This is a genomic window from Arcobacter iocasae (genome assembly GCF_042214795.1).
GTDB lineage: Bacteria > Campylobacterota > Campylobacteria > Campylobacterales > Arcobacteraceae > Arcobacter > Arcobacter iocasae.
On sequence record NZ_CP090177.1, the window covers coordinates 1,943,611 to 1,967,920 of the forward strand.

At 27.5% G+C, this 24,310-nt stretch carries 21 protein-coding genes; 17 read left to right on the top strand and 4 right to left on the bottom strand.

The genetic code is table 11. From position 1 onward, the window contains the following. The first annotated feature begins 1 nt into the window (after position 1). From lptE to LXN10_RS09805, 6 genes are read left to right on the top strand one after another with little or no spacing between them, the layout of a single operon-like run. Positions 2-532, top strand: coding sequence for an LPS assembly lipoprotein LptE (gene lptE, locus LXN10_RS09780; RefSeq protein WP_375722850.1), 531 nt, complete (start codon positions 2-4; stop codon positions 530-532). Next, positions 522-1,691, top strand: a complete 1,170-nt coding sequence (locus LXN10_RS09785) for a bifunctional folylpolyglutamate synthase/dihydrofolate synthase (protein ID WP_375722851.1) — start codon at positions 522-524, stop codon at positions 1,689-1,691. The genes lptE and LXN10_RS09785 overlap by 11 nt, the downstream gene beginning before the upstream one ends. Continuing rightward, complete coding sequence (locus LXN10_RS09790; RefSeq protein WP_375722852.1) at positions 1,675-2,589, top strand: M23 family metallopeptidase; 915 nt, start codon at positions 1,675-1,677, stop codon at positions 2,587-2,589. Before LXN10_RS09785 ends, LXN10_RS09790 begins: the two co-directional genes overlap by 17 nt. Next, the gene (locus LXN10_RS09795; RefSeq protein WP_375722853.1) at positions 2,535-2,993 is read left to right on the top strand and encodes a bactofilin family protein; all 459 of its coding nucleotides are present in this window, start codon (positions 2,535-2,537) and stop codon (positions 2,991-2,993) included. Before LXN10_RS09790 ends, LXN10_RS09795 begins: the two co-directional genes overlap by 55 nt. Next, positions 2,962-5,082, top strand: coding sequence for a TOTE conflict system archaeo-eukaryotic primase domain-containing protein (locus LXN10_RS09800; RefSeq protein WP_375722854.1), 2,121 nt, complete (start codon positions 2,962-2,964; stop codon positions 5,080-5,082). The genes LXN10_RS09795 and LXN10_RS09800 overlap by 32 nt, the downstream gene beginning before the upstream one ends. 7 nt (positions 5,083-5,089) lie before the next feature. Beyond that, complete coding sequence (locus tag LXN10_RS09805) at positions 5,090-6,718, top strand: cation:proton antiporter (RefSeq protein WP_375722855.1); 1,629 nt, start codon at positions 5,090-5,092, stop codon at positions 6,716-6,718. A 17-nt stretch (positions 6,719-6,735) separates the two neighbouring features. On the opposite strand, the gene LXN10_RS09810 is transcribed toward LXN10_RS09805, so the two are convergent. Beyond that, on the bottom strand, positions 6,736-8,442 hold the full coding sequence (locus LXN10_RS09810) for a GNAT family N-acyltransferase (RefSeq protein WP_375722856.1): 1,707 nt from the start codon (positions 8,440-8,442) through the stop codon (positions 6,736-6,738). Between the two features lie 121 nt (positions 8,443-8,563). On the opposite strand from LXN10_RS09810, the gene LXN10_RS09815 reads away from it, so the two are divergent. The 3 genes from LXN10_RS09815 to LXN10_RS09825 are packed head-to-tail and all read left to right on the top strand — an operon-like array spanning position 8,564 to position 12,548. Continuing rightward, entirely contained in the window at positions 8,564-9,271 is a 708-nt protein-coding gene (locus tag LXN10_RS09815) for a DUF445 domain-containing protein (RefSeq protein ID WP_375722857.1), read from the top strand. A gap of 8 nt (positions 9,272-9,279) precedes the next feature. Beyond that, entirely contained in the window at positions 9,280-9,576 is a 297-nt protein-coding gene (locus LXN10_RS09820; RefSeq protein WP_375722858.1) for a hypothetical protein, read from the top strand. A gap of 2 nt (positions 9,577-9,578) precedes the next feature. Next, positions 9,579-12,548: a DEAD/DEAH box helicase gene (locus LXN10_RS09825; RefSeq protein ID WP_375722859.1), complete on the top strand. Its 2,970-nt coding sequence runs from the start codon at positions 9,579-9,581 to the stop codon at positions 12,546-12,548. A gap of 3 nt (positions 12,549-12,551) precedes the next feature. Here the strand turns inward: LXN10_RS09825 and LXN10_RS09830 are convergent, their stop codons facing one another. Next, positions 12,552-14,663, bottom strand: a complete 2,112-nt coding sequence (locus LXN10_RS09830; RefSeq protein WP_375722860.1) for a cache domain-containing protein — start codon at positions 14,661-14,663, stop codon at positions 12,552-12,554. Positions 14,664-14,878: 215 nt separating this feature from the next. Here LXN10_RS09830 and LXN10_RS09835 point away from each other — a divergent pair, with 215 nt between their 5' ends. From LXN10_RS09835 to LXN10_RS09850, 4 genes are all read left to right on the top strand, one after another. Then, positions 14,879-15,088 (top strand): DUF4492 domain-containing protein, encoded by a 210-nt coding sequence (locus LXN10_RS09835; protein WP_375722861.1) that lies wholly within the window; start codon positions 14,879-14,881, stop codon positions 15,086-15,088. Between the two features lie 2 nt (positions 15,089-15,090). Next, positions 15,091-16,617 carry a cytochrome ubiquinol oxidase subunit I gene (locus LXN10_RS09840; protein WP_375722862.1) on the top strand — a complete coding sequence of 509 codons (1,527 nt, stop codon included), beginning with the start codon at positions 15,091-15,093 and terminating at the stop codon, positions 16,615-16,617. Position 16,618: 1 nt separating this feature from the next. Beyond that, positions 16,619-17,752: a cytochrome d ubiquinol oxidase subunit II gene (gene cydB, locus LXN10_RS09845; protein ID WP_375722863.1), complete on the top strand. Its 1,134-nt coding sequence runs from the start codon at positions 16,619-16,621 to the stop codon at positions 17,750-17,752. A gap of 211 nt (positions 17,753-17,963) precedes the next feature. Further along, the gene (locus LXN10_RS09850) at positions 17,964-18,419 is read left to right on the top strand and encodes a NifB/NifX family molybdenum-iron cluster-binding protein (protein WP_013134483.1); all 456 of its coding nucleotides are present in this window, start codon (positions 17,964-17,966) and stop codon (positions 18,417-18,419) included. A gap of 29 nt (positions 18,420-18,448) precedes the next feature. On the opposite strand, the gene LXN10_RS09855 is transcribed toward LXN10_RS09850, so the two are convergent. Further along, complete coding sequence (locus tag LXN10_RS09855) at positions 18,449-19,939, bottom strand: fumarate hydratase (RefSeq protein WP_375722672.1); 1,491 nt, start codon at positions 19,937-19,939, stop codon at positions 18,449-18,451. 196 nt (positions 19,940-20,135) lie between these two features. Here LXN10_RS09855 and LXN10_RS09860 point away from each other — a divergent pair, with 196 nt between their 5' ends. The 4 genes from LXN10_RS09860 to LXN10_RS09875 are packed head-to-tail and all read left to right on the top strand — an operon-like array spanning position 20,136 to position 23,501. Continuing rightward, positions 20,136-20,426 (top strand): hypothetical protein, encoded by a 291-nt coding sequence (locus LXN10_RS09860; RefSeq protein ID WP_375722864.1) that lies wholly within the window; start codon positions 20,136-20,138, stop codon positions 20,424-20,426. An 11-nt stretch (positions 20,427-20,437) separates the two neighbouring features. After that, the gene (locus LXN10_RS09865; protein ID WP_375722865.1) at positions 20,438-21,115 is read left to right on the top strand and encodes a response regulator transcription factor; all 678 of its coding nucleotides are present in this window, start codon (positions 20,438-20,440) and stop codon (positions 21,113-21,115) included. Continuing rightward, positions 21,112-22,359 carry an ArsS family sensor histidine kinase gene (locus LXN10_RS09870; protein ID WP_375722866.1) on the top strand — a complete coding sequence of 416 codons (1,248 nt, stop codon included), beginning with the start codon at positions 21,112-21,114 and terminating at the stop codon, positions 22,357-22,359. The genes LXN10_RS09865 and LXN10_RS09870 overlap by 4 nt, the downstream gene beginning before the upstream one ends. 41 nt (positions 22,360-22,400) lie before the next feature. Beyond that, positions 22,401-23,501, top strand: coding sequence for an NAD(P)/FAD-dependent oxidoreductase (locus LXN10_RS09875; protein WP_375722867.1), 1,101 nt, complete (start codon positions 22,401-22,403; stop codon positions 23,499-23,501). On the opposite strand, the gene LXN10_RS09880 is transcribed toward LXN10_RS09875, so the two are convergent. After that, positions 23,494-24,303 (bottom strand): metal ABC transporter permease, encoded by an 810-nt coding sequence (locus LXN10_RS09880; RefSeq protein ID WP_375722868.1) that lies wholly within the window; start codon positions 24,301-24,303, stop codon positions 23,494-23,496. The two genes, LXN10_RS09875 and LXN10_RS09880, sit on opposite strands and share 8 nt — an antisense overlap. Positions 24,304-24,310: the final 7 nt, after the last annotated feature.

A 24,310-nucleotide genomic window follows, 5' to 3' on the forward strand; every position in this document is an offset into this window, starting at 1 on the left:
TATGAGATTGAAATCAATTGTATTAGCAGTTTTGATTGGGCTTGTATTTGTAGCTTGTGGTTATAAACCAGGTTCATACTATGCAAAGAAAGAGATTCAAGGAAATGTATTTGTTGACTTAAAAGTTAATATAGAAGATCCTAAAAACTCAGTATTGATAAAAGATGCTATGAATGAACTATTAGTTCATAAATTAGACGCAAAATTAGTGAATAAGAAAGAATTAGCTGATACAATTGTTGTAGTAAGATTAAACTCTACTAGCTTTGCTACTTTACAGTATGATAGTGATGGTTATTCAAAACTATATAAAGCGACATCAAGTATTAGTGTTCAATATAACAATATAAAACAAAAGTTAAGAAGAAACTTTAGTGTTTCTGGTACTTATGACTTCTCTATTGATAGTGGTGGAACGATTTCAGATAGTAAAAGATTTGAAGCAATTAAAGCTGCAAGTTCAAAAGCTTTAGACGAAGTTATTTCAAAAATAGCAATATTATCATTTAAAAAACCTGACCTTGAAGATTAATTTTAAAGAAATACCTTTAAAAGAGTTTTTAGAGTACAAAACTATGTACTATGATAAAATAGATTTTACCATAGTACAAAACTCTTTTAATATTTTAAAAAAAAGTATAAATTTACCTTTTATCATACATATTGTTGGAACAAATGGTAAAGGAACTACAGGAAGATTTTTAGCAAAATATTTATCAAGTATTGGTAAAGATGTTCTACATTATAGCTCTCCTCATATAACAAACTTTAATGAAAGAATCTGGATAAATGATTTTGATGTAAGTGATTCTCTTCTTGATGAAGCCCATAAATTCTTGCAAAAGATTTTGGACATACCTTTACTTGAAAAACTTACATACTTTGAGTACACAACATTACTATCATTTTATTTAAGTTCTAATAGGGATTATCTTATCTTAGAAGCAGGTCTTGGCGGAGAGTTTGATGCCACAAATGTTGCTACAAATGACTTATCTCTTATTACTACAATTGATTTAGATCACCAAGTTTTTCTTGGAAATAGTATAAAAGAGATTTCTTTAACAAAAATGCGTGCTTGTGATAAGGTTATGATTGTTGGTTCTCAAATACATGAAGAAGTTTATTTGCATGCAAAAATCATTGAACAAGAAAGAAATATAAAGTTATTAACTCTTGATGATTTTAAAACTGATGTAAGTAGTTTAAAAAACTTTTTTCCAAAATATTTATTAAAAAATATCTCTTTAGTTATTGCTGTACTAAAATATTTAAATATTGATATAGATATTAAGAAATTTGAGAATATGAAATTAAATGGTAGATGTGAAAAGTACAAAAATAATATTACTTTAGATGTTGGACATAATCCCCTTGCAGCAAGAAGTATTTTAGAAGAATTTGAAAATAAAAAAATTAATTTAATTTACAACAGTTATGCAGATAAAGACTATTATAAAGTTTTAGAAATATTAAAGCCTATAATAAAAAAGTTGTATATACTACCTTTAGAGGATAAAAGAGTAGTAAAAAAGAGTGATTTAATGATTGTTTGTGCTAAATTGAATATAATAACAGATGTATTTAAAAATGAAATAAAAGAAGATGAAGAGTATTTAGTCTTTGGTTCATTTTTAGTAATTGAAAAATTTTTGAAGATTGAGAAAAGTTTAGATGAAGATATTAAATAATAGATTAGTAATTACAGTTTCCGATGTAAATAGTACTAAGTCTTACAATATCCATCAACTTTTTAAAAAAATAATTTTTATTGCGATTATTGTTGCCTTTGTTGTGATTGCTGGTTCTTTTTGGTTTATTTCTTTTTTATCAAATGAAATTAGTGATTTCAAAGGTAAAAAAGAGAAAGAAATTGCACTATTAACAGAAAAAGAGAAAAAACTTCAAGCTCAAAATCTTTTTTACTCTATGAAAATCAAGGGTAAAGTTAAAGATATTGAAGAACTTAGTAGTAAGTTAGATAGTATAGAAGAAATTGTTGGTTTAAATAGAGATACAAATGAGCAAATAGCAATTACAAAGGCAACTTTAACTAAAATAACACCAGCTCAAAAAATGTATATGTTATCAACTATTCCAAATGGTGCTCCTTTACAAAGAATTAGTGTATCAGCTAATTTTGGATATCGTATTCACCCTGTAACCCATGAAAAGAAATTTCACAGGGGAATTGATTTAAGAGCACATCTTAAAACTTCAGTTTTTGCAACAGCAGATGGAGTTGTAAGATATGTTCAACCAAAAAATACAGGAGATTATGGAAGAGTTATAATTCTTTCACATAATTTTGGATTTGAAACAGTATATGCACATCTAAGTGCCACTAAAGTAAAACTTGGTGATGTAATTAAAAAAAATCAGGTCATAGGTATGACTGGAAATTCTGGAAGAAGTACAGGGCCACATTTGCATTATGAAGTAAGATATGCAAGTATGGTTTTAAATCCTAGGGATTTCATAGATTGGAATTTGAAAAAATATGAATCAATATTTAGTAAACAAAGGAGAGTACAGTGGGAGTATTTGGTAAATCTGATAAAAGAACAACAGAAGCTGGAGCAACTATAATCGCTAAAGGAACTTGCATTATAGGTGGGATTTCTACTCAAGGTACAGTTCATATAGATGGAAAATTTGAAGGTGTAATTCTTGAAGCTGATGCAATTTCAATTGGAAAAACAGGCGAAGTAATCGGTGATATTAAAGCAAATCATGTAGTTGTAAGTGGTTTTTTTGATGGTAAGATTGATTGTAATGTTATGCAAGTATTAGCAGCAGGAAAAGTAATTGGTGATTTTACTTATAATGATTTAATTATCGAAGAAGATGCTAAGTTTGAGGGAAGAGTTATTAGAAAAAATTCTGAACTAAAAAGTAGATATAATGAAATAGAGAATAGAATTGGTGGTTTTGTATCAACAAAAGAAGAAGATATTTCATATGAAAAACCAAGTACAGAAAAGATTAAGTAAGCTTTACGAAGACAAACTAAATATTGAAAAAGAGATAGCTCTATTAGAAAAAGAACTAAATAAAAAAGAGTTAAATAAAGATGAAAAGATTGATTTATTTAGAACTTTGTTTATTTCTCGTGCAGATGTATACTTAAAAAAGTGGATTAGTAAAGACTCTTCAAAGGAGTCTTATTTTCCAGTTACAAAAACTTTCCAAGGAAATGATTATTTACCCCTTTTAAATGAAGATATTGAACAACATTTAAGGGGCAAAGTTCAACTTTCAACTTATAATATTTCCATAAGCAATCAATGTAAATATGGTGTTTTAAAAATCTCAAAAAATGATATTTCAAAATTACAAACAAGTTTAGTACAACTAAATTTAATAGGCAATTATCAGTTTGATTCATATAATGATATTTTGGTTTGGTTTTTTTATGAAGAGAATATTCAAGCACGCGATGCAAAAGAGTTTTTACAAAACATAATCAAAAATGCAAATATAAGTGCAAAAATATATCCAAATGTAGATTTTGTCAATAGCTCAAACTTTGGCTCATATCTTGAGTTACCTTTGCATTTAAAATTAAGACAGAGTAATAAAACAGTATTTTTTGATTGTAATAGTTTAGTGCCTTTTGAAGATCAGTGGGATTATTTGGAAAATGTGCAAAAAATACCTAAAAATACAGCATTAAAAATAGCAAAATCAAATGAGCAAAAAACTCTTCAGAGTTGGGAAAAACAAAATGAAAATGCTGTTGAGTATCCAAGTTTTTCAGTAGATATTACAATATATGATTATGTATATATAAAAAGTAAAAATCTATCAAAGCCATTTTTAAATGAATTGAAACAATTAGCTGTTTTTGATAATCCCCAAATAAAGATTTTATTGGGTTTGAGAAAACCACTTTTTAATACTCCAAAACAGATAAAAAATTATGAAGAAGATGAAACTTATTTAAAACTTCCAAGGGGAGTTTTGGGCTTTATTTTAAGAATTTTAAAACAAAATAGTGTTAAATACATAATCGATGATAAAAGAGTAGAAAATAAACAAGAGTATCCAAAAATAAAATATGAGCTAAGAGATGATCAAAATTTAGCTATATCTAAAGTAATAAAAAAAGATTTTTCTATTTGTGTTGCTCCTCCTGGTTTTGGTAAAACTTTAATTGGTGCTAAAATGATAGAATTAAGAGCTGTAAATACTTTAATAATAGTAAATAAAAATATGCTTTTAGACCAATGGATTCAAAGATTTGTTGATTATTTTGGAATGAATAAAAAAGATATAGGATTCTTAGGTAAAAGCAAAAATAAATTAACTGGAAAACTTGATATTGCTACTATGCAAAGTTTGAAAAACCAACCAGAACTTATAAAAAACTACTCTTTTGTAATAGTTGATGAGTGTCATCATATCCCAGCTATTACTTTTGAGTTAATTATTAAATTTTTCTGTGGTAAATATGTTTTAGGACTTAGTGCAACACCAAATAGAAAAGATGGTTTAGAGCCAATCCTTTTTCAACAATTAGGGCAAATATCATATGAATATAAGAAAAAAAGAACACTCACTCATAGAATAAAAGTTATAAATACTGATTTTAAAAGCCAAGCAGATAATTATGCTCAACTAATCAATGAAATCACAATAGATAAAAATAGAAATGAATTGATTATAAATGAGGTAAAACAGTACATTGATAGAAAGATTCTAATATTAACAGATAGAATTGAGCACATAAACATTTTGGAAGAATTATTAATAAAAAATAATTTAAAATATGTTAGTATACATGGAAGTTTAAGTAAAAAAGAGCAACAAGAAAATTTAGAACAAATAGAAAATAGCAATTTAATTCTTGCTACAACTTCTTATTTTGGAGAAGGGATAGATTTCCCTCATTTAAATACAATTATTTTTGTAACACCAATTTCTTATTATGGAAGATTGGTTCAATATCTAGGTAGAGTAGGGCGAGATGGACAAGAGTGTTTAGCAATTGATTTGCTTGACTCAAAAAATGCAATGTTAAATTCAACCTTTAAAAAAAGGCTTGAAGGTTATAAACAAATGCACTATAAAATTTATTAGGATTTATATGTTAGGAATAATTGTATCTACAATTTTTATTGCAATATTTGTAAACTTATTATTAAAAAAGTTCCAATTACCAACTATTATTGGATATATATTCACAGGTACAATAATAGCTTATTTGTTTGGATTACATGAAACAGCAGTCAATAATCATGATTTAAAAGAGATTGCAGAGTTTGGTGTAGTATTTTTAATGTTTACAATTGGATTAGAGTTTTCAGTCAATGCACTAATTCGTATGAAAAAAGAAGTTTTTTTTACAGGAACTTTGCAAATAATTATTACAACTTTAATTGTTGTTCTTATCTCTTTTTATATTTTAAATTTTGATTTTCAAACTTCTATGATAATAGGAACGGCCTTATCTTTATCATCGACGGCTATTGTTTTAAAAACATATAATGAAACTAGAGATATCAAAAAAAGACATGGACAAAGGGTTTTGGGAATTTTGATTATGCAAGATATTGCAGTAATCCCAATACTTTTAATGATATCAATTTTTACAACAAATTCTGAAAACAGTGTTTTATATATAGTTTTACAAACAACTATTGCAGCGGTTATTTTGATTGGAATATTATATTTAAGTGGAAAATATTTACTTGAGCCATTTTTAACCCATGTTAGTGAAACAAACTCAGAAGAACTTTTTGTGGGATCTGTTTTATTAATAGCAATCGGAGCTTCATATATGGCTCACTATTTTGGATTTTCTTATTCACTTGGAGCTTTTATTGCTGGTATGATGATTTCAGAGACAAAGTTCAAGCATCAAGTAGAATCAGATCTTATTCCATTTAGAAACTTATTATTAGGTGTATTCTTTGTAACTGTTGGTATGCAAATAAATTTTGAAATAATTTATTTACATTTGTTTACAATATTACTTTTATTACCCATTTTAATGATTTTAAAATATTGCATAATTTATTTAATAGTTAGAATCGATGATACAAAAAGAGTGGCTTTTAAAACTGCTTTTTCACTAATACAAATAGGTGAGTTCTCCCTCGCAATATTAGAGTTAGCAAGAAGTGCAAACTTACTAAATGCAACTCACACCCAAATTTTAATTGTAACTATTGTTTTATCAATGATTTTAACTCCAATTGCCCTTAAAAATTTATCAAAAATTGCTAGTTCTTTATTGCCAGATGATATTATGGATACTACTAATACCTTAGCTGTTGATAAAGATTTAAAAGGGCATGTAGTAGTTCTTGGGTATGGACACTTAGGACAAGAGATTGTACGAGAGCTAAAAGAGCTTAATAATGATTATATTATAATCGAAAATAAAATTCTTTTTTATAAAATGGGAAAAGATGATAAAGAACCAATTATTTTTGGAAATGCAGCACATAAGCATATTTTAGAATCTGTAAATATAAGAACCTCTTGTGCAGTTATAGTTGCAATTGATAATCCAGAGCAATTAAGAATTGTTTGTGAAAGTATTAATGAATTGACAAAAAATACTAAAACAATAGTAAAAATTACAAAAACAGAAGATAAAAAGAACTTAGAAGGTTTACATTTAGAACATATAATTGTTGATGATCAAGTAGTCGCAAAAGCTTTAGTTGAAGAGACTAGAGTTTGTAGTATCGATTTTTCACATAAATAAGATACTTTATAAGTATCTTATTTCATATATCTAGATTTTTGTTTATCTTTTACTTTATCAATTTCAACTACAATCAGACCATCTACACAGTTTGAAAAATCAGGATCAACATTAAAACCTTGAAAGTTTACTCCACCTTCTTCACAAAGTTCTGAGTATTGTTTGTATAGTGTTGGAACTGCGATTCCCATATTTGAAAGGGATGTTTTTAATATTTTGAAATCATTTTTTTTATCATTTAATTCAAACATAGCTGTTAATGATTTCAAATCAATAGAGTATTGATAAGGAATTTTTGATTCCAATAGATTCTTATCACTTGAATAATAGTGAGAATAATAAAAGACAAGCATATCTTTTGCAATTTTAGGCAATGATGCTGAAATAGAAACAGGACCATACATATATTTTATTTGTGGATAAGTTTTTAAATATGCACCAATCCCATACCAAAGATAATCTAAGGCACGACTACCCCAATATTTTGGTTGAACAAAACTTCTTCCTAGTTCAATTGAATCATTTAAATAAGGAAGAAACTCATCTTTATACTCAAATAAGGTACTTGAATAAAATCCAGAAACTCCTAAATTATTATTTATAAATTCACCATTTCCAATTCTATAAGAACCTACAATTTCTAAAGCTTCCCTATCCCATAAAATAATATGCTCATAATAAATATCATATTTATCCGTATCTCTTTTTTTATTTATTCCTTCACCTACACTTCTAAAAGACAATTCCCTTAGTCTTCCAAGCTCTTTTAAGACAATTGAATCATCTGTATAGTTATATAAATAAATTATTTTACCATCTGCAGTTTCCCCAATAATTTTTGAACTTTTTAATTCATTCATAATATCTTGTCTACTCTCAGGGTGAGCAATTGCTTTTTGAGTCACAAAAAAAGATTTTTTTCCTTTTTTTAGAGCATAAAGATGTTTTTTATAAAGAGTTAAAAGATACCTTTTGTTAATTCCTTTTGGCATAATATTTTCATTTGGAATAATTTCACCAATTTTTATACTTATTTTTTTCGATTTTTTCTTAAACATTTCATGTGATAAAAGTAAAGTTGAAAATGTTTTATTCAATATAGAGATTGTGTAAAATATTTTAGAGTTTTTACCATCAACTAATATTGGCAAAATTGGTGCATTACAGTGTTGGGCAAAACTTAAAAAACCTTTACTCCATACTGGATCTTTTATTCCTTTTGGTGTTGCACGGCTTACTTCTCCTGCTGGAAAGATTATGATTGCTTCATCATTATTTAGTGCATCATATATAGCTTTGATGTCTTTTTTGCTTTGTCTTCTTTTATAATTATCTATTGGGACAAATAAAGAACTAAGTGCTTCAATTCCTGCTAAAAAATCATTGGCAACTATTTTTACATCTTTTCTAACTTTTCCCACAAGTTTTAATAAACATAAAGCATCCAATCCACCTAAGGGATGATTTGCTATGATTACTACTTTTCCAGAACTTGGTATATTTTGTATGTCATTACTAGAAACAGTATAGTCAAAATCAAAATTATCTAAAACTGCATCTACAAATTCAAAACCTTTTTTATGTGCATTTGTTTGTAAAAACTCATTGATTGAGTCTTCATGTACTACTTTTTTCGCAAGTGAAATTAAAGATTTATTTATAAAAGATGACTCTAAATCAAGCTTTGGAAATTTTTTCTTTATCTCTTTTTCTACATTAACCATTTGTGTCCTTTTGTTATTTGATATTTTATATTTAATTGATTACATGATGGTTACTCTTTTTTTGATTTTTTCCTTTGTTATATTATGGTAAACTCCACAAAAAAAGTTAAAGGAGAAGTTTTTGAACAAATCATTAGTTACAAATTTACTATCTTTATTGGTAGTTGTTTTAGGTTTTGTTTTAAAACAAGATATGCTTTTTATGGTAGGGCTTTTTGCTTTAAGTGGAGCTATTACAAATGCGTTAGCAATTCATATGCTTTTTGAAAAAGTTCCTTTTTTATATGGTTCTGGCGTTGTTGAAAATAGATTTGAAGAGTTTAAAAAAGGAATTCATTCTTTAATAATGGATCAATTTTTTACAAAAGAAAATTTGCAAAAATTTTTTGAAGAAGAAATTACTTCAAAAAAATCAAACTTTGACTTATCCCCAATATTAGAAAAAACAGATTTTACACCAGCTTTTGATTCATTAAAACAAGCAGTTTTAGAGTCACCATTTGGAAATATGTTAGGGATGTTTGGTGGAGAAGCTGCTTTAGAGCCTTTAAAAGAACCTTTTGTAGGAAAATTAAAAGGTGCCATTGTTAGTATTTCAAAGAATGAATCTTTTCAAAACTCTTTGCACGAAAGTTTAGGCTCATCAAATATCAGCGATGACATTTATGAGAAGGTTAGCTCAATAGTAAATAAAAGACTTGAAGAGTTAACTCCTATGATGGTAAAAGAGATTGTTCAAAAGATGATTAAAGAGCACCTTGGCTGGTTAGTTGTTTGGGGTGGAGTTTTTGGTGGACTTATTGGTTTAATTAGTACAGTAGTACTTTAGGAGATAAATTGGAAAATATTGAGTTAGTAGTTATATTAGAAGTAGAAAATTTAGAAGATAAAGAGAAGTTTGAGAAGCACTTAAAAAAAGAGGGCTTTAGTATCGTTCCAGAAGAAGAATTTGTTTATACTGGGATTTCAAGTACAACAACATTTTCTACAAAGGCATATATTTTAGAAGTATTTAAAAAAGGTTTACAAAAGACAGCGTTTGACTCTTGTAATATGGTATTTTTACTTAATGAAACACCATACCCTCCATATACTTATGACAAAACTACAAATGATTTTGAAGAGGTTAAATAGTATTGAACGGCTTATTTGAATTTTTTAAAGAGAAAAATGATTGTAAATTATTAATTGTAAGTGATGATAAAGAGGCTCAAGAGGCCTCTGATGTCTTATCTTACAATGAGAAAAAACCTTTTGTATTAGCTGACTTTAGGGCAAACTTTGGAGATGATTTATTATCTTTTTCTGAAGAATTACAAAATATCACAAAAACATTAAATGAATTTTATACTTATAAAAAACAAAATAAAGTATTAGTTATACCTTTACGAACAGCTTCTTTTAAAATGCCAGTTGAAAAGTGTTTTGACTCTTTTAAAATAGAGTTTGCCTCAACCATTGATTTAGAAAAGTTAAAAGATAAACTTTACAATTGGGGATACTATTTTGTAGATATTGTTACAAGTGAGGGAGAAGTGTCTCTTCGTGGTGATATTCTTGATATTTGCCCTTTAGGAGCTGTTAAAGGCTTTAGAGTAAGTTTGTTTGATGATGAGGTTGAAAGTATCAGAGAGTTTGATATAGAAGATCAAAAATCATCAAAAGAAGAGATAGATTCTTTTAATATTACCCCTGCTTTTTTAGCTTTAGATGAATCTGAGATAGATAGAATCAATGAAGAACTTGAAACTGTTGAAAGTGATGCTTTTATAAAAGATATTCACTCTTTAGGTTTTTGGTACTTAGATGATTTAGGTGAATATTTACCTTCAAAGTTTGATTCATATATTACTTATAATGCCCTTGATGAATTAGAAGAAGCTTATATCTTTGAGGCAAAAAGAATAGATAAAGAGAAGTTTCTAACACTTCCAAAAATACCAAAAGCAAAAAAATACCAAATAATACAACCAGCAAATGTAAAAGAGTTTTTAACTTTTCATGATGGCAAAAAACATACTATCATTTCAACAACTGAAGCCAAAGTAAAAAGTTTTGATTTAGACTTAGCTGACAAAAAAATAAAATATGTTTTTGAACCATATATTATAAATCTTGTAAGTGATGATGAGGTAATTATCTCTTTAAATAAAGAGATAAAGAAAAAAAGAAAAAAGAAAATCAAACTAGTCCTTGATGAACTACTTGTAAATGATTTTGTTGTACATGAACAACATGGTATTGGACAATACAAAGGAATAGAGCCTGTTGTTGTAATGGGTGCAAAAAGAGACTTTGTAATAGTTCAATATGCAAATGAAGATAAGCTTTTAATACCAGTTGAAAATATAGATTTAATAGATAGATATGTGGCTGATGGAAGTTCATATGCTGTTGTTGATACACTTGGTAAGGGAAGTTTTGCCAAACTAAAAGATAAAGTAAAAGATAGACTATTTGCAATTGCAAATGATATTATAAAATTAGCAGCTGCTAGAGAACTTGTAAATGGTATTAAAATAAATTGTGATAAAAAAATATTAAAAGATTTTAGCACTAGTGCGGGATTTGACTATACTAAAGATCAAAAAAGAAGTATAAATGAGCTATTTGATGATTTAAGTAGTGGAAAAGTGATGGATAGATTGCTTTCTGGTGATGTTGGTTTTGGTAAAACAGAAGTTGCTATGAATGCACTTTTAGCAGTTATTTTAGATGGACATCAAGCTCTTTTTGTATGTCCTACTACTTTGTTGGCTTCTCAACATTTTCATAGTATGAAAAAAAGGTTTGATGAGTATGGCATAAAAATGGCTCAACTTGATGGAAAAACAACTGCAAAAGAAAAAACCTATGTGAAAAAAGCACTAGAAAGTGGAGATATAGATTTAGTAGTTGGAACTCACTCTTTACTTGATATTAAAACAAAAGATTTAGCCTTGGTTATAATTGACGAAGAGCATAAATTTGGTGTAAAACAAAAAGAGAAATTAAAAGAACTAAGAGAAGATGTTCATATTTTCTCAATGAGTGCAACTCCAATTCCTCGAACCCTAAATCTAGCCCTATCAAAACTAAAAGGTATGAGTTCGCTTTTAACTCCTCCAACTGAGAGATTGGGAGTAAGAACTTATGTTAAAGAGTTTGAGATAAAACTTATTAAAGAGATAGTTTTAAGGGAAAAAAGAAGAGGTGGACAACTTTTTTATGTGCATAATAATATTGCTTCTATGGAGAGTAAAAAAGCAGATATTCAAGAGATTTTACCAAATATAAAAATTGAGATGATTCACTCTAAAATCACTCAAGTAAAAGCTGAAAAATTAATCGAAGATTTCAATGATGGGAAATTTGATATTTTATTAGCAACTTCAATAGTAGAATCAGGACTTCACTTACCAAATGCAAACTCAATGATAATTGATGGTGCAGATAGATTTGGAATAGCAGATTTACATCAACTAAGAGGAAGAGTAGGGAGAGGGCATAAAGAAGGTTTTTGTTATTTTATAGTTGAAGATAAGAAAAAAATCACAAGTGATGCTATAAAAAGATTACTTGCTTTAGAGTCAAATTCATACCTAGGAAGTGGAACAGCCTTAGCCCACCAAGACTTAGAAATAAGAGGTGGTGGAAATATCATAGGTGAAGCTCAAAGTGGACATATCAAACAAATAGGATATGGCTTATATCTAAAAATGTTAGAAGATACACTTGCTGTTTTAAGTGGTGAATCAAAAGAAGAGAGTCAAGTAGTAGATATAAAGCTTGCTATTTCTGCCTTTATTTCACATGATTATATAGTTGAAGATAGAGTAAGGTTAGAGCTTTATAGACGGCTTGGAAAAGCAAAATCAAAAGAAGCTATTTATGAAATTGAAGAAGAGATGGAAGATAGATTTGGGAAACCAGATATTCCTACAAAACAATTTTTAGAACTAATTATGATAAAAGTTTTAGCTTTACAAAAAGAGATAAAAACTGTATCAAGTTATGAAATGAATGTAACTTTCACTAAAAATGATGATACAAAAGAGACAATAAAATCACCAAGTAAAGATGATGATGATATTATTGCCACTGCTTTAAAGTATTTAAGAAAATAATTCTTAAATACTTACACATACTTTATTTCTACCACTTTCTTTTGCTTTATAGAGTGCTTCATCTGCCAATTTATAAACAGTATCAACACTTTCAAGTTTTTTACCTTCTCTAACAACCAATCCAAGTGAAATAGTTAAGTAAGGACTTGTCTTATTTTTTTTGTGCTCAATTTGTAAAGCTTCAATTTCATCTTTAATTGAATTTGCATATTCTAAGGATTCTTCTTCATTTTTGTATGAAAAAAGAATTCCAAACTCTTCTCCACCTAATCTAAATGTAAAATCACTCGCTCTTGCAGTATGCTTAATTAATACTTGAGAAACCTTTACAAGGACTTCATCCCCTTCTTGGTGACCGTAAGTGTCATTATATAGTTTAAAGTAATCAATATCTAACATAATAAAAGCTAAATAATAGTTATTTCTTTTTGCTCTATTTATCTCTTCTTCTATTTTTGTATTAAAATATCTTCTATTATAAGTTTGGGTTAATTCATCTGTTATTGAAAGGTATTCAACTCTTTTTTTATCAGTTATATCTTGTCTTATTGCTGTATAACCTTTTATTTTTTCTTTATTAAAAGTTGGATAAATAGTTGCTTTTACCCAATATGTTATACCACTTTTATTTCTATTTTTTATTTCACCTTCCCAAACTTCACCATTAAGAAGAGCTTTCCACATTTGTTTATAAGTCTCTTTTGGCATATCAGGATGACGAACTATATTATGCGACTGGCCTATTAACTCTTCTTCTGTGTATCCTGAAATTTTACAAAATGAATCATTTGCACTTAGTATTTTACCACTAACATCTGTAGTTGTTATGATTACATTTTTATTAATTATTTCCAATAAATCACGAACTCTTTTTTCTGCTTTGTTTCTTAGTTTTAATGTTTTATTTAGTTTTTTTGCGATGGTTCTAAACTCTACAAAAGAAAACTTATTTAAATTTATTTTCTTCAAATTTGATGAGGCTGAATTAAAAAGTGAAATTAAATTTATTATGTTTAATTCAATAAAAGAGGTTATTTTTTTAGATACGAAATAAATAAGAATAAATATAAATATAAATATAAAAAGAATAATACTTGATTTTATAATAATTGCATTTTTTAATTGTTTTTGTTTTTTTAATAACTCATTATCAAGTTCATCCATATATGCACCAGTACCAATAATCCATTCCCATTTTTTGTACTCTTTTATAAAAGCTAATTTTTCATACTTATCAGAAGAGTTTAATTTCTTAAATTTATAAAAGAAAAATCCACCAGCAGGATTTTTTATTGCATCTAGTTGCTTTTGAAATAGTGAGTCATTAGGATAATTTATAGGTGGGACTGCTCTTTTGCCATCATTAATTAAGGCCTTTTTATCTAAAGAGTTGATAAAAAAATATCCATCTTCCCCATACCTAATTGAGGCAATATATTTTAATACTTCATCTTTGGTTTCATTAGTAAGGTTATCAATATAAAATCCCATTCCTATATGCCAGTTATATGGTTCAAATAGTTTGATAAAAGTCAATTTATCATATGGCTTACTTTTTTCTGTATTTGGTTTTACAAAAAAGTTATCTATAAAACCCTCTTTTTTATTTAGTGCTATATTACTTTGTTTTTGAATAAAATAAGTACCTTTTTCATCTTTTAGATTCCAAATATTTTTATTAGTATCTAAATAAGACTTTTTATTAAAAAGTATTGCTCTACCTTGATTTGAATTGATAAAAAAGTATGTATCTGATTCATAGGTGATATTTTGTAGAGTAGTAATTATTAAGTATTGAATTTCTTTTTCGGTTTTTATATTTTTATTTTTATTGTATATTTTATAAGCAATGGCATAGGCATCATTTACTCTATTTCGTAATTTTTCTTTTGCTTTTATTATAATATTATTTTCATTATAAGATATATAGTTATACATCTTATTTACTTCACGCTTTATCTCACTTTTCTTTTGTTCAGTAAAATCTTTTCTCATTTGATCTTTTTCATTTAAGAAATTATTATATTCAAAAAGTGTATTAATTACAAATGCAAGAAAGGTAGATGCAATTGCTGTAAAAAAGATAGCTTTCAATATCAAATTGGATAATTTCATTACAAGACTTTTATTTTTTATATTATTATATTATAAAATAGGTATTAAGGGTATAAAATTAATATTTTAGTGCTAAATTAGATAATTTTAGTTCTTGTTATTCTTCTTTTATCTTATAATTATAATCTAAAGTAATAATATTATTTATAATAAATTAATATTTAAGTTGTATACTTCCAAAATAATAATAAGTTTAAATTATTAAAGAATTAAAAATGTACAAATATTTAAAATTTTTCAACTTTTACATTGATGGCTTTAAAAACCTTACTTTAGGGAAAACTCTATGGAAAATTATAATTATAAAAGTAGTTATAATTATAGCTCTTCTAAATTTTTACATTTATGATAAATCAATAAATAGTGAATATAAAACTACCAAAGAAAAAATAAATTTTGTATATAAAAATATTACAAAGGATTAAATATGGAAGCACATTTAGTAGATTGGTCTAGAGCCCAATTTGCATTAACTGCTATTTATCACTGGCTTTTTGTTCCTTTAACTTTGGGATTAGGATTTATCATAGCTTTTATGGAGACTATTTATGTAAAAACTGGCGATGAGTTCTGGAAAAAAACAACAAAATTTTGGATGGGACTATTTGCTATAAATTTTGCAATTGGCGTTGCAACTGGACTTATTATGGAGTTTGAGTTTGGAACTAATTGGGCAAATTATTCGTGGTTTGTTGGAGATATTTTTGGCGCTCCTTTAGCAATAGAAGGACTTTTGGCATTTTTTATGGAGTCAACTTTTTTTGCTGTTATGTTTTTTGGTTGGGATAAGGTAAGTAAAAAATTTCATCTTCTTTCAACTTGGCTTGTAGCCATTGGTTCAAATTTAAGTGCTTTGTGGATTTTAGTAGCAAATGGTTGGATGCAATATCCAGTTGGAGTGAAATTCAATCCAGATACAGTTAGAAATGAGATGAATAATTTTTGGGATGTTATTTTATCTCCAGTTGCCATAACAAAATTCTTGCACACAATTTCAAGTGGTTATATTATGGCTTCTTTATTTGTAGTAGGAGTATCTGCTTGGTTTTTATTGAAAAAAAGAGAAACCAAATTTGCAAAAAAATCAATGATAGTTGGTGCTACTTTTGGACTAATCACTTCAATATTTATTTTATTAACAGGAGATGAATCTGCCCATCAGGTTGCACTGAAACAACCTGTAAAACTAGCTGCCATGGAAGGTTTATATGAAGGTAAAGAGAAAGCTGGAATAACTGGTATTGGTATTTTAAATCCTAATAAGAATTTAACTAATGATGAAGAGAGTTATTTATTTGAAATCAATGCTCCTTATGCCCTTTCTTTTTTGGCATTTCATGACATAAATTCTTTTGTTCCTGGTTTAAAAGATTTGGTTTATGGAAATGAAAAGTACGGTATTGAATCTGTTGAATCAAAAATGATAAAAGGGAAAATTGCTATTGATGCACTAAAAGAATATAAAGACGCAAAAAAGAATGATGATTTAGTAAGTCAATTAATAAGTAGATCTATTTTAGAAAAAAATATGAAATATTTTGGATATGGACACTTGAAAAAACCTGAAGATGTTGTTCCTCCTGTTGCCCTTACTTTTTACTCTTTTCATACAATGGTAGCACTTGGAACATGGTTTTTTCTTCTTTTTGTTTTAATTTTATTTTTTAGTATAAAAAAAGATATCTTGAAATATAAAACTCTTTTAATAGCTTCCATAGTATCTATTCCTTTAGGATATATTGCAAGTGAAGCTGGCTGGATAGTAGCAGAAGTTGGAAGACAACCTTGGGCTATACAAGATTTGATGCCAGTTGGGATTGCAGTTACTGATATCTCATCTTCAAGTGTACAAGTAAGCTTTTTCTTGTTTGCAGTTTTGTTTACACTGCTTCTTATAGCTGAGATAAAAATAATGCTTAAACAAATATCTCTTGGTTTTGAAGGAGGACATTAATATGTTTGAAAATCTGACTTTACTTCAATTACAACAGTATTGGTGGATAATAATTTCACTTTTAGGTGGATTATTTGCATTTATTATGTTTGTTCAAGGTGGACAAACCCTATTGGGAAGATTATCAAAAGGCGATGAAACTTTAAAAACTATGCTTATAAATTCACTTGGTAGAAAATGGGAACTAGGCTTTACTACCTTAGTACTTTTTGGAGGAGCACTTTTTGCTGCTTTTCCTTTGTTTTATTCTACAAGTTTTGGTGGAGCTTATTGGGTTTGGATGGCAATTTTATTTTGTTTTATTATTCAAGCAGTTAGTTATGAATTTAGAAAAAAAGCTAATAATTTTTTAGGTCAAAAAGTTTATGAGTTTTTCCTTTTTATAAACGGAAGTTTAGGTGTGATTTTATTAGGTATTGCTATAGCTACATTTTTTTCTGGCTCAAGTTTTAGTGTAGACTCAAATAATTTTTCCCATTGGCATGGTTCACTTAGAGGATTAGAAGCTGCAAGTAGTATATTTAATCTATCTTTAGGTTTTGCACTATTTTTTCTAGTGCGAATCTCAGGAGCCTTATATTTTATAAATAATATTGATAATGAAACCATAAAACAAAGAGCAATAAGAAGTATAAAAATTGATATGCTTATTTTCCTATTTTTCTTTTTGATTTTCTTATATTTACTTTTGAGTAAAAGTGGTTTTGCTTATGATAATAATGGATTGGTATATTATCAAGAGTACAAATATTTATATAATTTTGTAGAGATGCCAATAGTTTTAGGAATGTTTTTAATAGGCTTAGTGATGGTTATAATTGCAGTTTTTATGACTATTCATTTTAATAGAACTTGTTGTATCAAAACAGCAGGTGTTGGTATTGTATTAACTGTAATGGCTTTGTTTTTAAATGTTGGATTAAATGGAACTTCATATTATCCTTCACTTTATGATATGCAAAGTTCCTTGACTATTCAAAATAGTTCAGGAAGTCATTATACTTTAACTACTATGTCGTATGTTTCACTAATTGTTCCTTTTGTTTTGGCATATATAACTTATGCTTGGTATCAAATGGATAAAGTGAAAATAACTAAAGATGAGATGGAAGATTCTCATAATCATAAATATTAGGAGCTAAAATGGAATATTTAAGTTCAATTATTTGGCTTGTTTCATGGCCTTTGGTGATATATATTTCTTATAAATTAATAGAATGGAACATAAAGAAAATTTAATATGATTAAATTGATGAAAAGAACTTTTATCTATTTCTTTTTTTTTATGCTTTTTGTAAATTTAGCGCAGAATATATATAAATATTATTATAACAAGGATAATAAAAATGATTACATTTCCACTAAAAACAAATAAAGAAAATGCAGCGGTGTCACCCCTGTTTGGTAAAGCAAAATATTTTGCTTTTTTTGATGGCAAAAATTTAAGTATTGAGGCAAATCCATACGAAAGAGGTTCAAAACTTATTAATTGGTTTAATGAAAAAGGCGTAGATACAATAGTAATAAAAGAGATGGGTGCTAAACCTTTTGAAGCTATTTCTAAAACGGCTATAAAAGTATTGTATGCAGGTAATGATAGAGTTACTACAAATGAGGTATTAGAAAACTATACTACTAATAGCTTAAAAGAGTTATCAATAGATGAACTTCAAAAAATAGTTAAAGAGCACAAAGGAGATAAAAGTTCTTCTTGTCATTCACATTCACATGAAGGTGAAACTAAAAAGAGTTGTCATAAAAAAATGGTAGCACAAAATCCATATGTATTTTTAAATAAATAGTACAAAGCTAGAAGCTTTGTACTAAGTTTTTAGATAGTTCTCCATTTAGCAGGCCCCGTAGTGTGAATAGAAACACCTTCAGTATCAACAGCTACAGTAACAGGCATGTCTTTAACCTCAAACTCATATATAGCTTCCATACCAAGTTCTTCAAAGGCTAAGACTTTTGCTGATTTAATTGATTGTGATATTAAATAAGCAGCTCCACCAGTAGCAATTAAGTACATTGATTTATACTCTTTGATTAAATCAATTGTTGGTTGTTTTCTCTCAGCTTTTCCAATCATTCCCATGATTCCTATTTCCATCATATCTTTTGTAAATTTATCCATTCTTGTAGATGTTGTTGGTCCCGCAGGTCCTACTGCTTCATCTCTTACAGGATCAACTGGTCCAACATAATAAATAAATCTATCTTCTAATTTAACTCCATTAGGAAGATCTTTACCTGCATTTTTATATTCAACTATTTTTTTATGTGCTGCATCTCTAGCTGTTAAGATTTTTCCAGATAATAAAAGTGTATCTCCTGATTTAAATTGAGATAAATTCTCTTTTGTTAAATCTTCTATATTTACTCTTTTAATAGTATCCATTGGTAATTCAATATCTGGCCATAAATCTAAATCTGGTTTATTAAATACTGCTGGTCCATCACCTTTTAGTTTAAAGTGAATATGTCTTGTTGCTGCACAGTTTGGAATCATAGCAACAGGAAGTGATGCTGCATGACATGGATAATCTAATATCTTAACATCAAGTACAGTTGTTATTCCACCAAGACCTTGAGCTCCAATTCCTACTTTATTAATATCTTCATATAATTTAAGTCTTAACTCTTCTAGTGCATTTTGAGGACCTCTTGCTTTAAGTTCATGTATATCAACATGACTCATTAAAGACTCTTTTGCTAAAAGCATAGCTTTCTCAGGATTTCCACCAATACCAATTCCTAATATTCCAGGAGGACACCATCCAGCTCCCATATTTCTAACATTTTCCATAACCCAATCATAAATACTATCACTTGGATTTAATACAGCAAATTTAGATTTATTTTCACTTCCTCCACCTTTTGCTGCAACTGTAATATCTATCTCATCTGAATTATCTACACTTACATGAATAACAGCTGGTGTATTGTTTTTTGTATTTACTCTTTTTCCAGCAGGATCTGATACTACTGAATATCTTAAAGTATTGTCAGGATCTGTATATCCTTTTGCAACACCTTCATTTAATAAATCAACTAACTCTTTTTTAATGTCTAAGTTAGCTTTTAATCCAACTTTTACAAAGATATTAACGCTTCCTGTATCTTGACATAAAGGTCTATGACCCATTGCACACATTTTTGAATTTATTAATATTTGTCCTATTGCATTTTTTGCAGCTTCACCTTTTTCTACATTATAAGCTTCTACCATTCCTTTTACAAAATCTTCTGGATGATAAAACGATATGTACTGACATGCGTCTGCTATACTATCTATTATATCTTGTTCGGTTATTTTTTTCATAATTAGATACCTTTATAATTAAATTGCATAAGTATAACTAATTAAAGTTTATGAAGCTTAGTTTTTTTTAATCTCAAAATCATATGAAAATCATATGAATATTTTTGTAACACATATTAACTTTGAGTTAACATTTTATTTAGAAATGGTTATATGTCTCTGCCACAATTGTAATATTATAATTAAGGAGGTATACATGAAAAGAATTCTTATAACTGTATTGTTACTAAGTAGTTTAGTATCAACATTTTTATTTGCAGTGGATTTAAAAAAAGATAGTGGTAATTATACAAATAATTCAAATCTAAAAATCCAATCTTACTCAAAAGCATTTAAAGATGGAAAATTTGATAAAAATAAATATATCGGCATATCTTTGAATAACTATAAAAATATGGTAGAATATGAAGCTTCTTTGACAGAAAAGATTTATAATATTTTAACAGATAAACAAAAAAAACAATTAGAAAAGATGCTTGACTCATAAAGGTTTTGAAAATGATAAATATAGCAATGGTGGAAGATGATGCAGAATTAGCAGAAGTTCTAACCGAATATTTAAGTAAGTTTAATATAAAAGTGACAAACTATGAAGAGCCTTTTTTGGCCCTTAGTAGTTTAAAAATAAATAAATTTGATTTGATAATTTTAGACTTAACTCTTCCTGGAATGGATGGTTTGGATGTTTGTAAACAAATAATTACAAACCATGATATTCCAATTATTATTTCAAGTGCAAGAAGTGATATTACAGATAAAGTTACTGCTTTACAACTGGGAGCTGATGATTACTTACCAAAGCCTTATGATCCAAGAGAGTTAGAAGTAAGAATCAAAACTATTTTAAGAAGATATAATATAAGTACTAAAATAGAAGAGAAACCAAAAAAAGTTTTTATCTTTGATGAAGAGAAAAAAGAGATAAGAAAAAATGGTAAATTTATTAGACTAACAGCTGCTGAATATGAAGTATTATCTTTATTGATAAAAAGAGAGGGATTTATTGTTTCAAGGGATGATATCTTTGAAAATAGTGATTTGTTAAATAGTGATTATGACAATATTGGCTCACTTGCAGTTATAATAAATAGAATAAGACACAAAATAGAAGCAAATCCCAAAACACCAAATTATTTGCATACAATAAGAGGTATGGGATACAAATTTTTACAATGAAAAAAGAATCAATATTTTTTACTGTAACAATTAGTTTTGTTATATCTATATTTTTAGTAATAGCTAGTTTTATTATATTGGTACTTCATACTCAAGATGATAAAGAAAAACATCTTTCTAAAAAATATTTACCAGTAGCTAAAATGGTATTAGAACAACAAAGAACAAATGGATTGACTAAATTTTTTGTTGAATCTTTATCAAATATGGATATGGAATTTATAAATGATATTGGCAAAATGAATGCAGTTTTATATAATCCCCAAACAAAAGTTGCTTTAGAGCGAAGATATAGAACAATCCTAGTTAGAGTTTTAGATTTACATGGTGATAGCTATTTGTTTATAAAAAGTGATGGCTTAGAAATAATGTTTAAAGATAGTGACTATAAACATGTAAATCCACTGATATATTTAATAGTGGTTTTTGCAGTGTTATTTATAGCAATTATTTTATCTTTTATTACCACTTGGAAAAAATTATATCCTATCAAACTTTTAAAAGACAAAGTAAAAACTCTAGGAGAAGAGGATTTTGATTTTGAATATGATACAAATGATTCGGATGAAGTTTCCCAATTAGCAATTGAGTTTAAAAATACAGCAAAAAAATTAAAAGATATAAAAGAATCAAGGAATGTATTTATTAGAAATATAATGCATGAACTTAAAACTCCAATTACAAAAGGTAAGTTTCTAAGTGAATTGGAAAGTAGTGATGAAAATGCTGAAAAAATGAGAAGAGTATTTACTAGATTAGAATCTTTAATTAGTGAATTTACTCAAATCGAAGAGCTCATTTCTTCTACTAAAAATATTGTAAAAAATAACTATTTTTTAGATGATATTATAGATAATGCTACAGATATGCTTATGGTAGAAGAAGATGTGATTATTTCAGAATACGAAAATAAAAAACTAAATGTAAACTTTAAACTCTTTTGTTTGGCTGTTAAAAATCTAATTGACAATGCAATAAAATATTCTGATGATAAAAAAGTAACTATAAAGTCAAATGATAAAGATGAAATAATATTTGAAAATAGAGGTGAGGGCTTGAAGTATCCCCTTGAAAAATACTTTGAACCATTTTTTGCAAATGAAAGTAAAAGTAAAAATAGCTTTGGACTTGGTTTATATATAGTAAATTCTATACTTAAAGCAAATAATTGCATACTTAAATATGAGTACAAAGATGGCATAAATATTTTTATAATAGCTAAGAATGAACAAAAGGATAAATAATATTTGATATTGCAATTATAGGGGCAGGAGCAAGTGGTTTGATGCTAGCTTCTGTTTTAAAAAATGATAATGTTTGTTTAATAGATAGTAATGCAAAAGTTGGTGCAAAAATAAAAGTATCAGGTGGCGCAAAGTGTAATATTACAAACAATAAAGTTACTGCTAATAATTATCTAGGTGAGAGTGATTTTGTAGCTTCAGTGTTAAAAGAGTTTTCAAATGAAGACTTAATAAGATTTTTAAAAAAACAAAATTTGGATTTCAAACTAAATGAAAAAATTGTTAAAGGAACATATTTTTGTAATACTTCCCAAGATGTTATTGATATGTTTTCAAAACTTATAAAAAATAAAAGGGTTTTTTTAAATACAACAGTAACAGATATAGAATATGAAAACTTCTATAAAATAAAAACAAACAGTAAAACAATCGAAGCAAAAAAAGTAGTAATTGCAAGTGGAGGTTTGAGTTATCAAAGTTTGGGAGCTAGTTCCATCGCTTTTGATATCGCAAAATCTTTTAATCATAAAGTAAATCCTTTAAATCCAGCCCTTGTAGGTTTCACAGTTCAAAAAGAGCAATTTTGGTTCAAAGAATTAAGTGGAGTTTCTATGTTTGTAAAAGCAAATGTAGAAAATAAAAGTTTTGAAGGAGGTCTTCTTTTTGCCCATAAAGGTATAACTGGACCTGTGATTTTAAATAGTTCTTTATATTGGAAAAAAGGAAAGATGAGCTTAGACTTTTTGCCAAATAAAACTTTTAAATCCTTTTTAAAAGGTAATAAAAATATCTCTTCAAGTTTTAATTTACCAAAAAGATTTATGCAAGAGTTTTTAAAGTCTGTTCAAATAGATGATAAGCCAATTAGTAGTTTGACAAAAGAAGAATTAAATAAATTAGAAGTTTTAAAAAACTATGAGTTTGCACCTGCTGGAAACTTTGGATATACAAAAGCAGAAGTTACAAAAGGGGGAGTGGAAGTTGATGAGATTGATATTAAAACCATGGAAAGCAAAATCAAAAAAGATTTATACTTTATAGGTGAAGCTTTGGATGTAACAGGCGAACTTGGTGGATTTAATTTTCAGTTTGCATTTTCAAGTGCCTTTGTTTGTGCAAAAGAGTTAAATAAATCTATATAACTCTTTTTTTGTTTATTTTTAATGATAAACTTAGTATAAATAAAACCAATGAGCTTACCACAATAGTCGCACCACTTGGTAAAGATATATAAAATGAGACAAAAAGCCCAACTACAACAGCTAAAACTGCAAAAAGTACTGCCAATAAACAAGTTACAAAAAAGCTTTTTTCAAATTGCATTGCAGAAATTACTGGCATAATCATTAAGGCACCTATTAATAGTACACCAATAATTTTTATGGATAGTCCAACTGTAATTGCCACAAGTGAAACTAACATATAATTTAAAAAACTTACATTTATTCCAGAAGCTTTTGCAACTTCTTCATCAAATGCTACAAAAAGTAGTTTTTGATAATTGCTGATAATGAAAAGAGCAGATAAAATTCCAAATATACAAATTGTCCAAATATCTTCTTTTGAAACAGCAACAATTGAACCAAAGAGATAACTAAATAAAGCTACATTAAAAGAGTTTGAAATTGAAACTATAATAATTGCAAGTGCAAGGGCTGAAGATAAAAATATTGATAAAATAGAATCAGAATATATATTATGGTTTTTTCTTAGGTATTCTATAAAAAGTGAAGCTAAAATGGCTATTAAAATTGCACTATATGTTGTTGAGATTGAGAACAAAAAACCAAGGGCAACACCAAGTAGCGAAATATGAGCTAAAGCATCAGATAACATAGAATATCTTCTTACAACTACAAAAGTACCTAAAGTAGGTGCTAAAATTGCTATAAAAATACCTGCTATAAAAGCTCTTATCATAAAAGAGTATTCAAAGATTTCCATATATTTC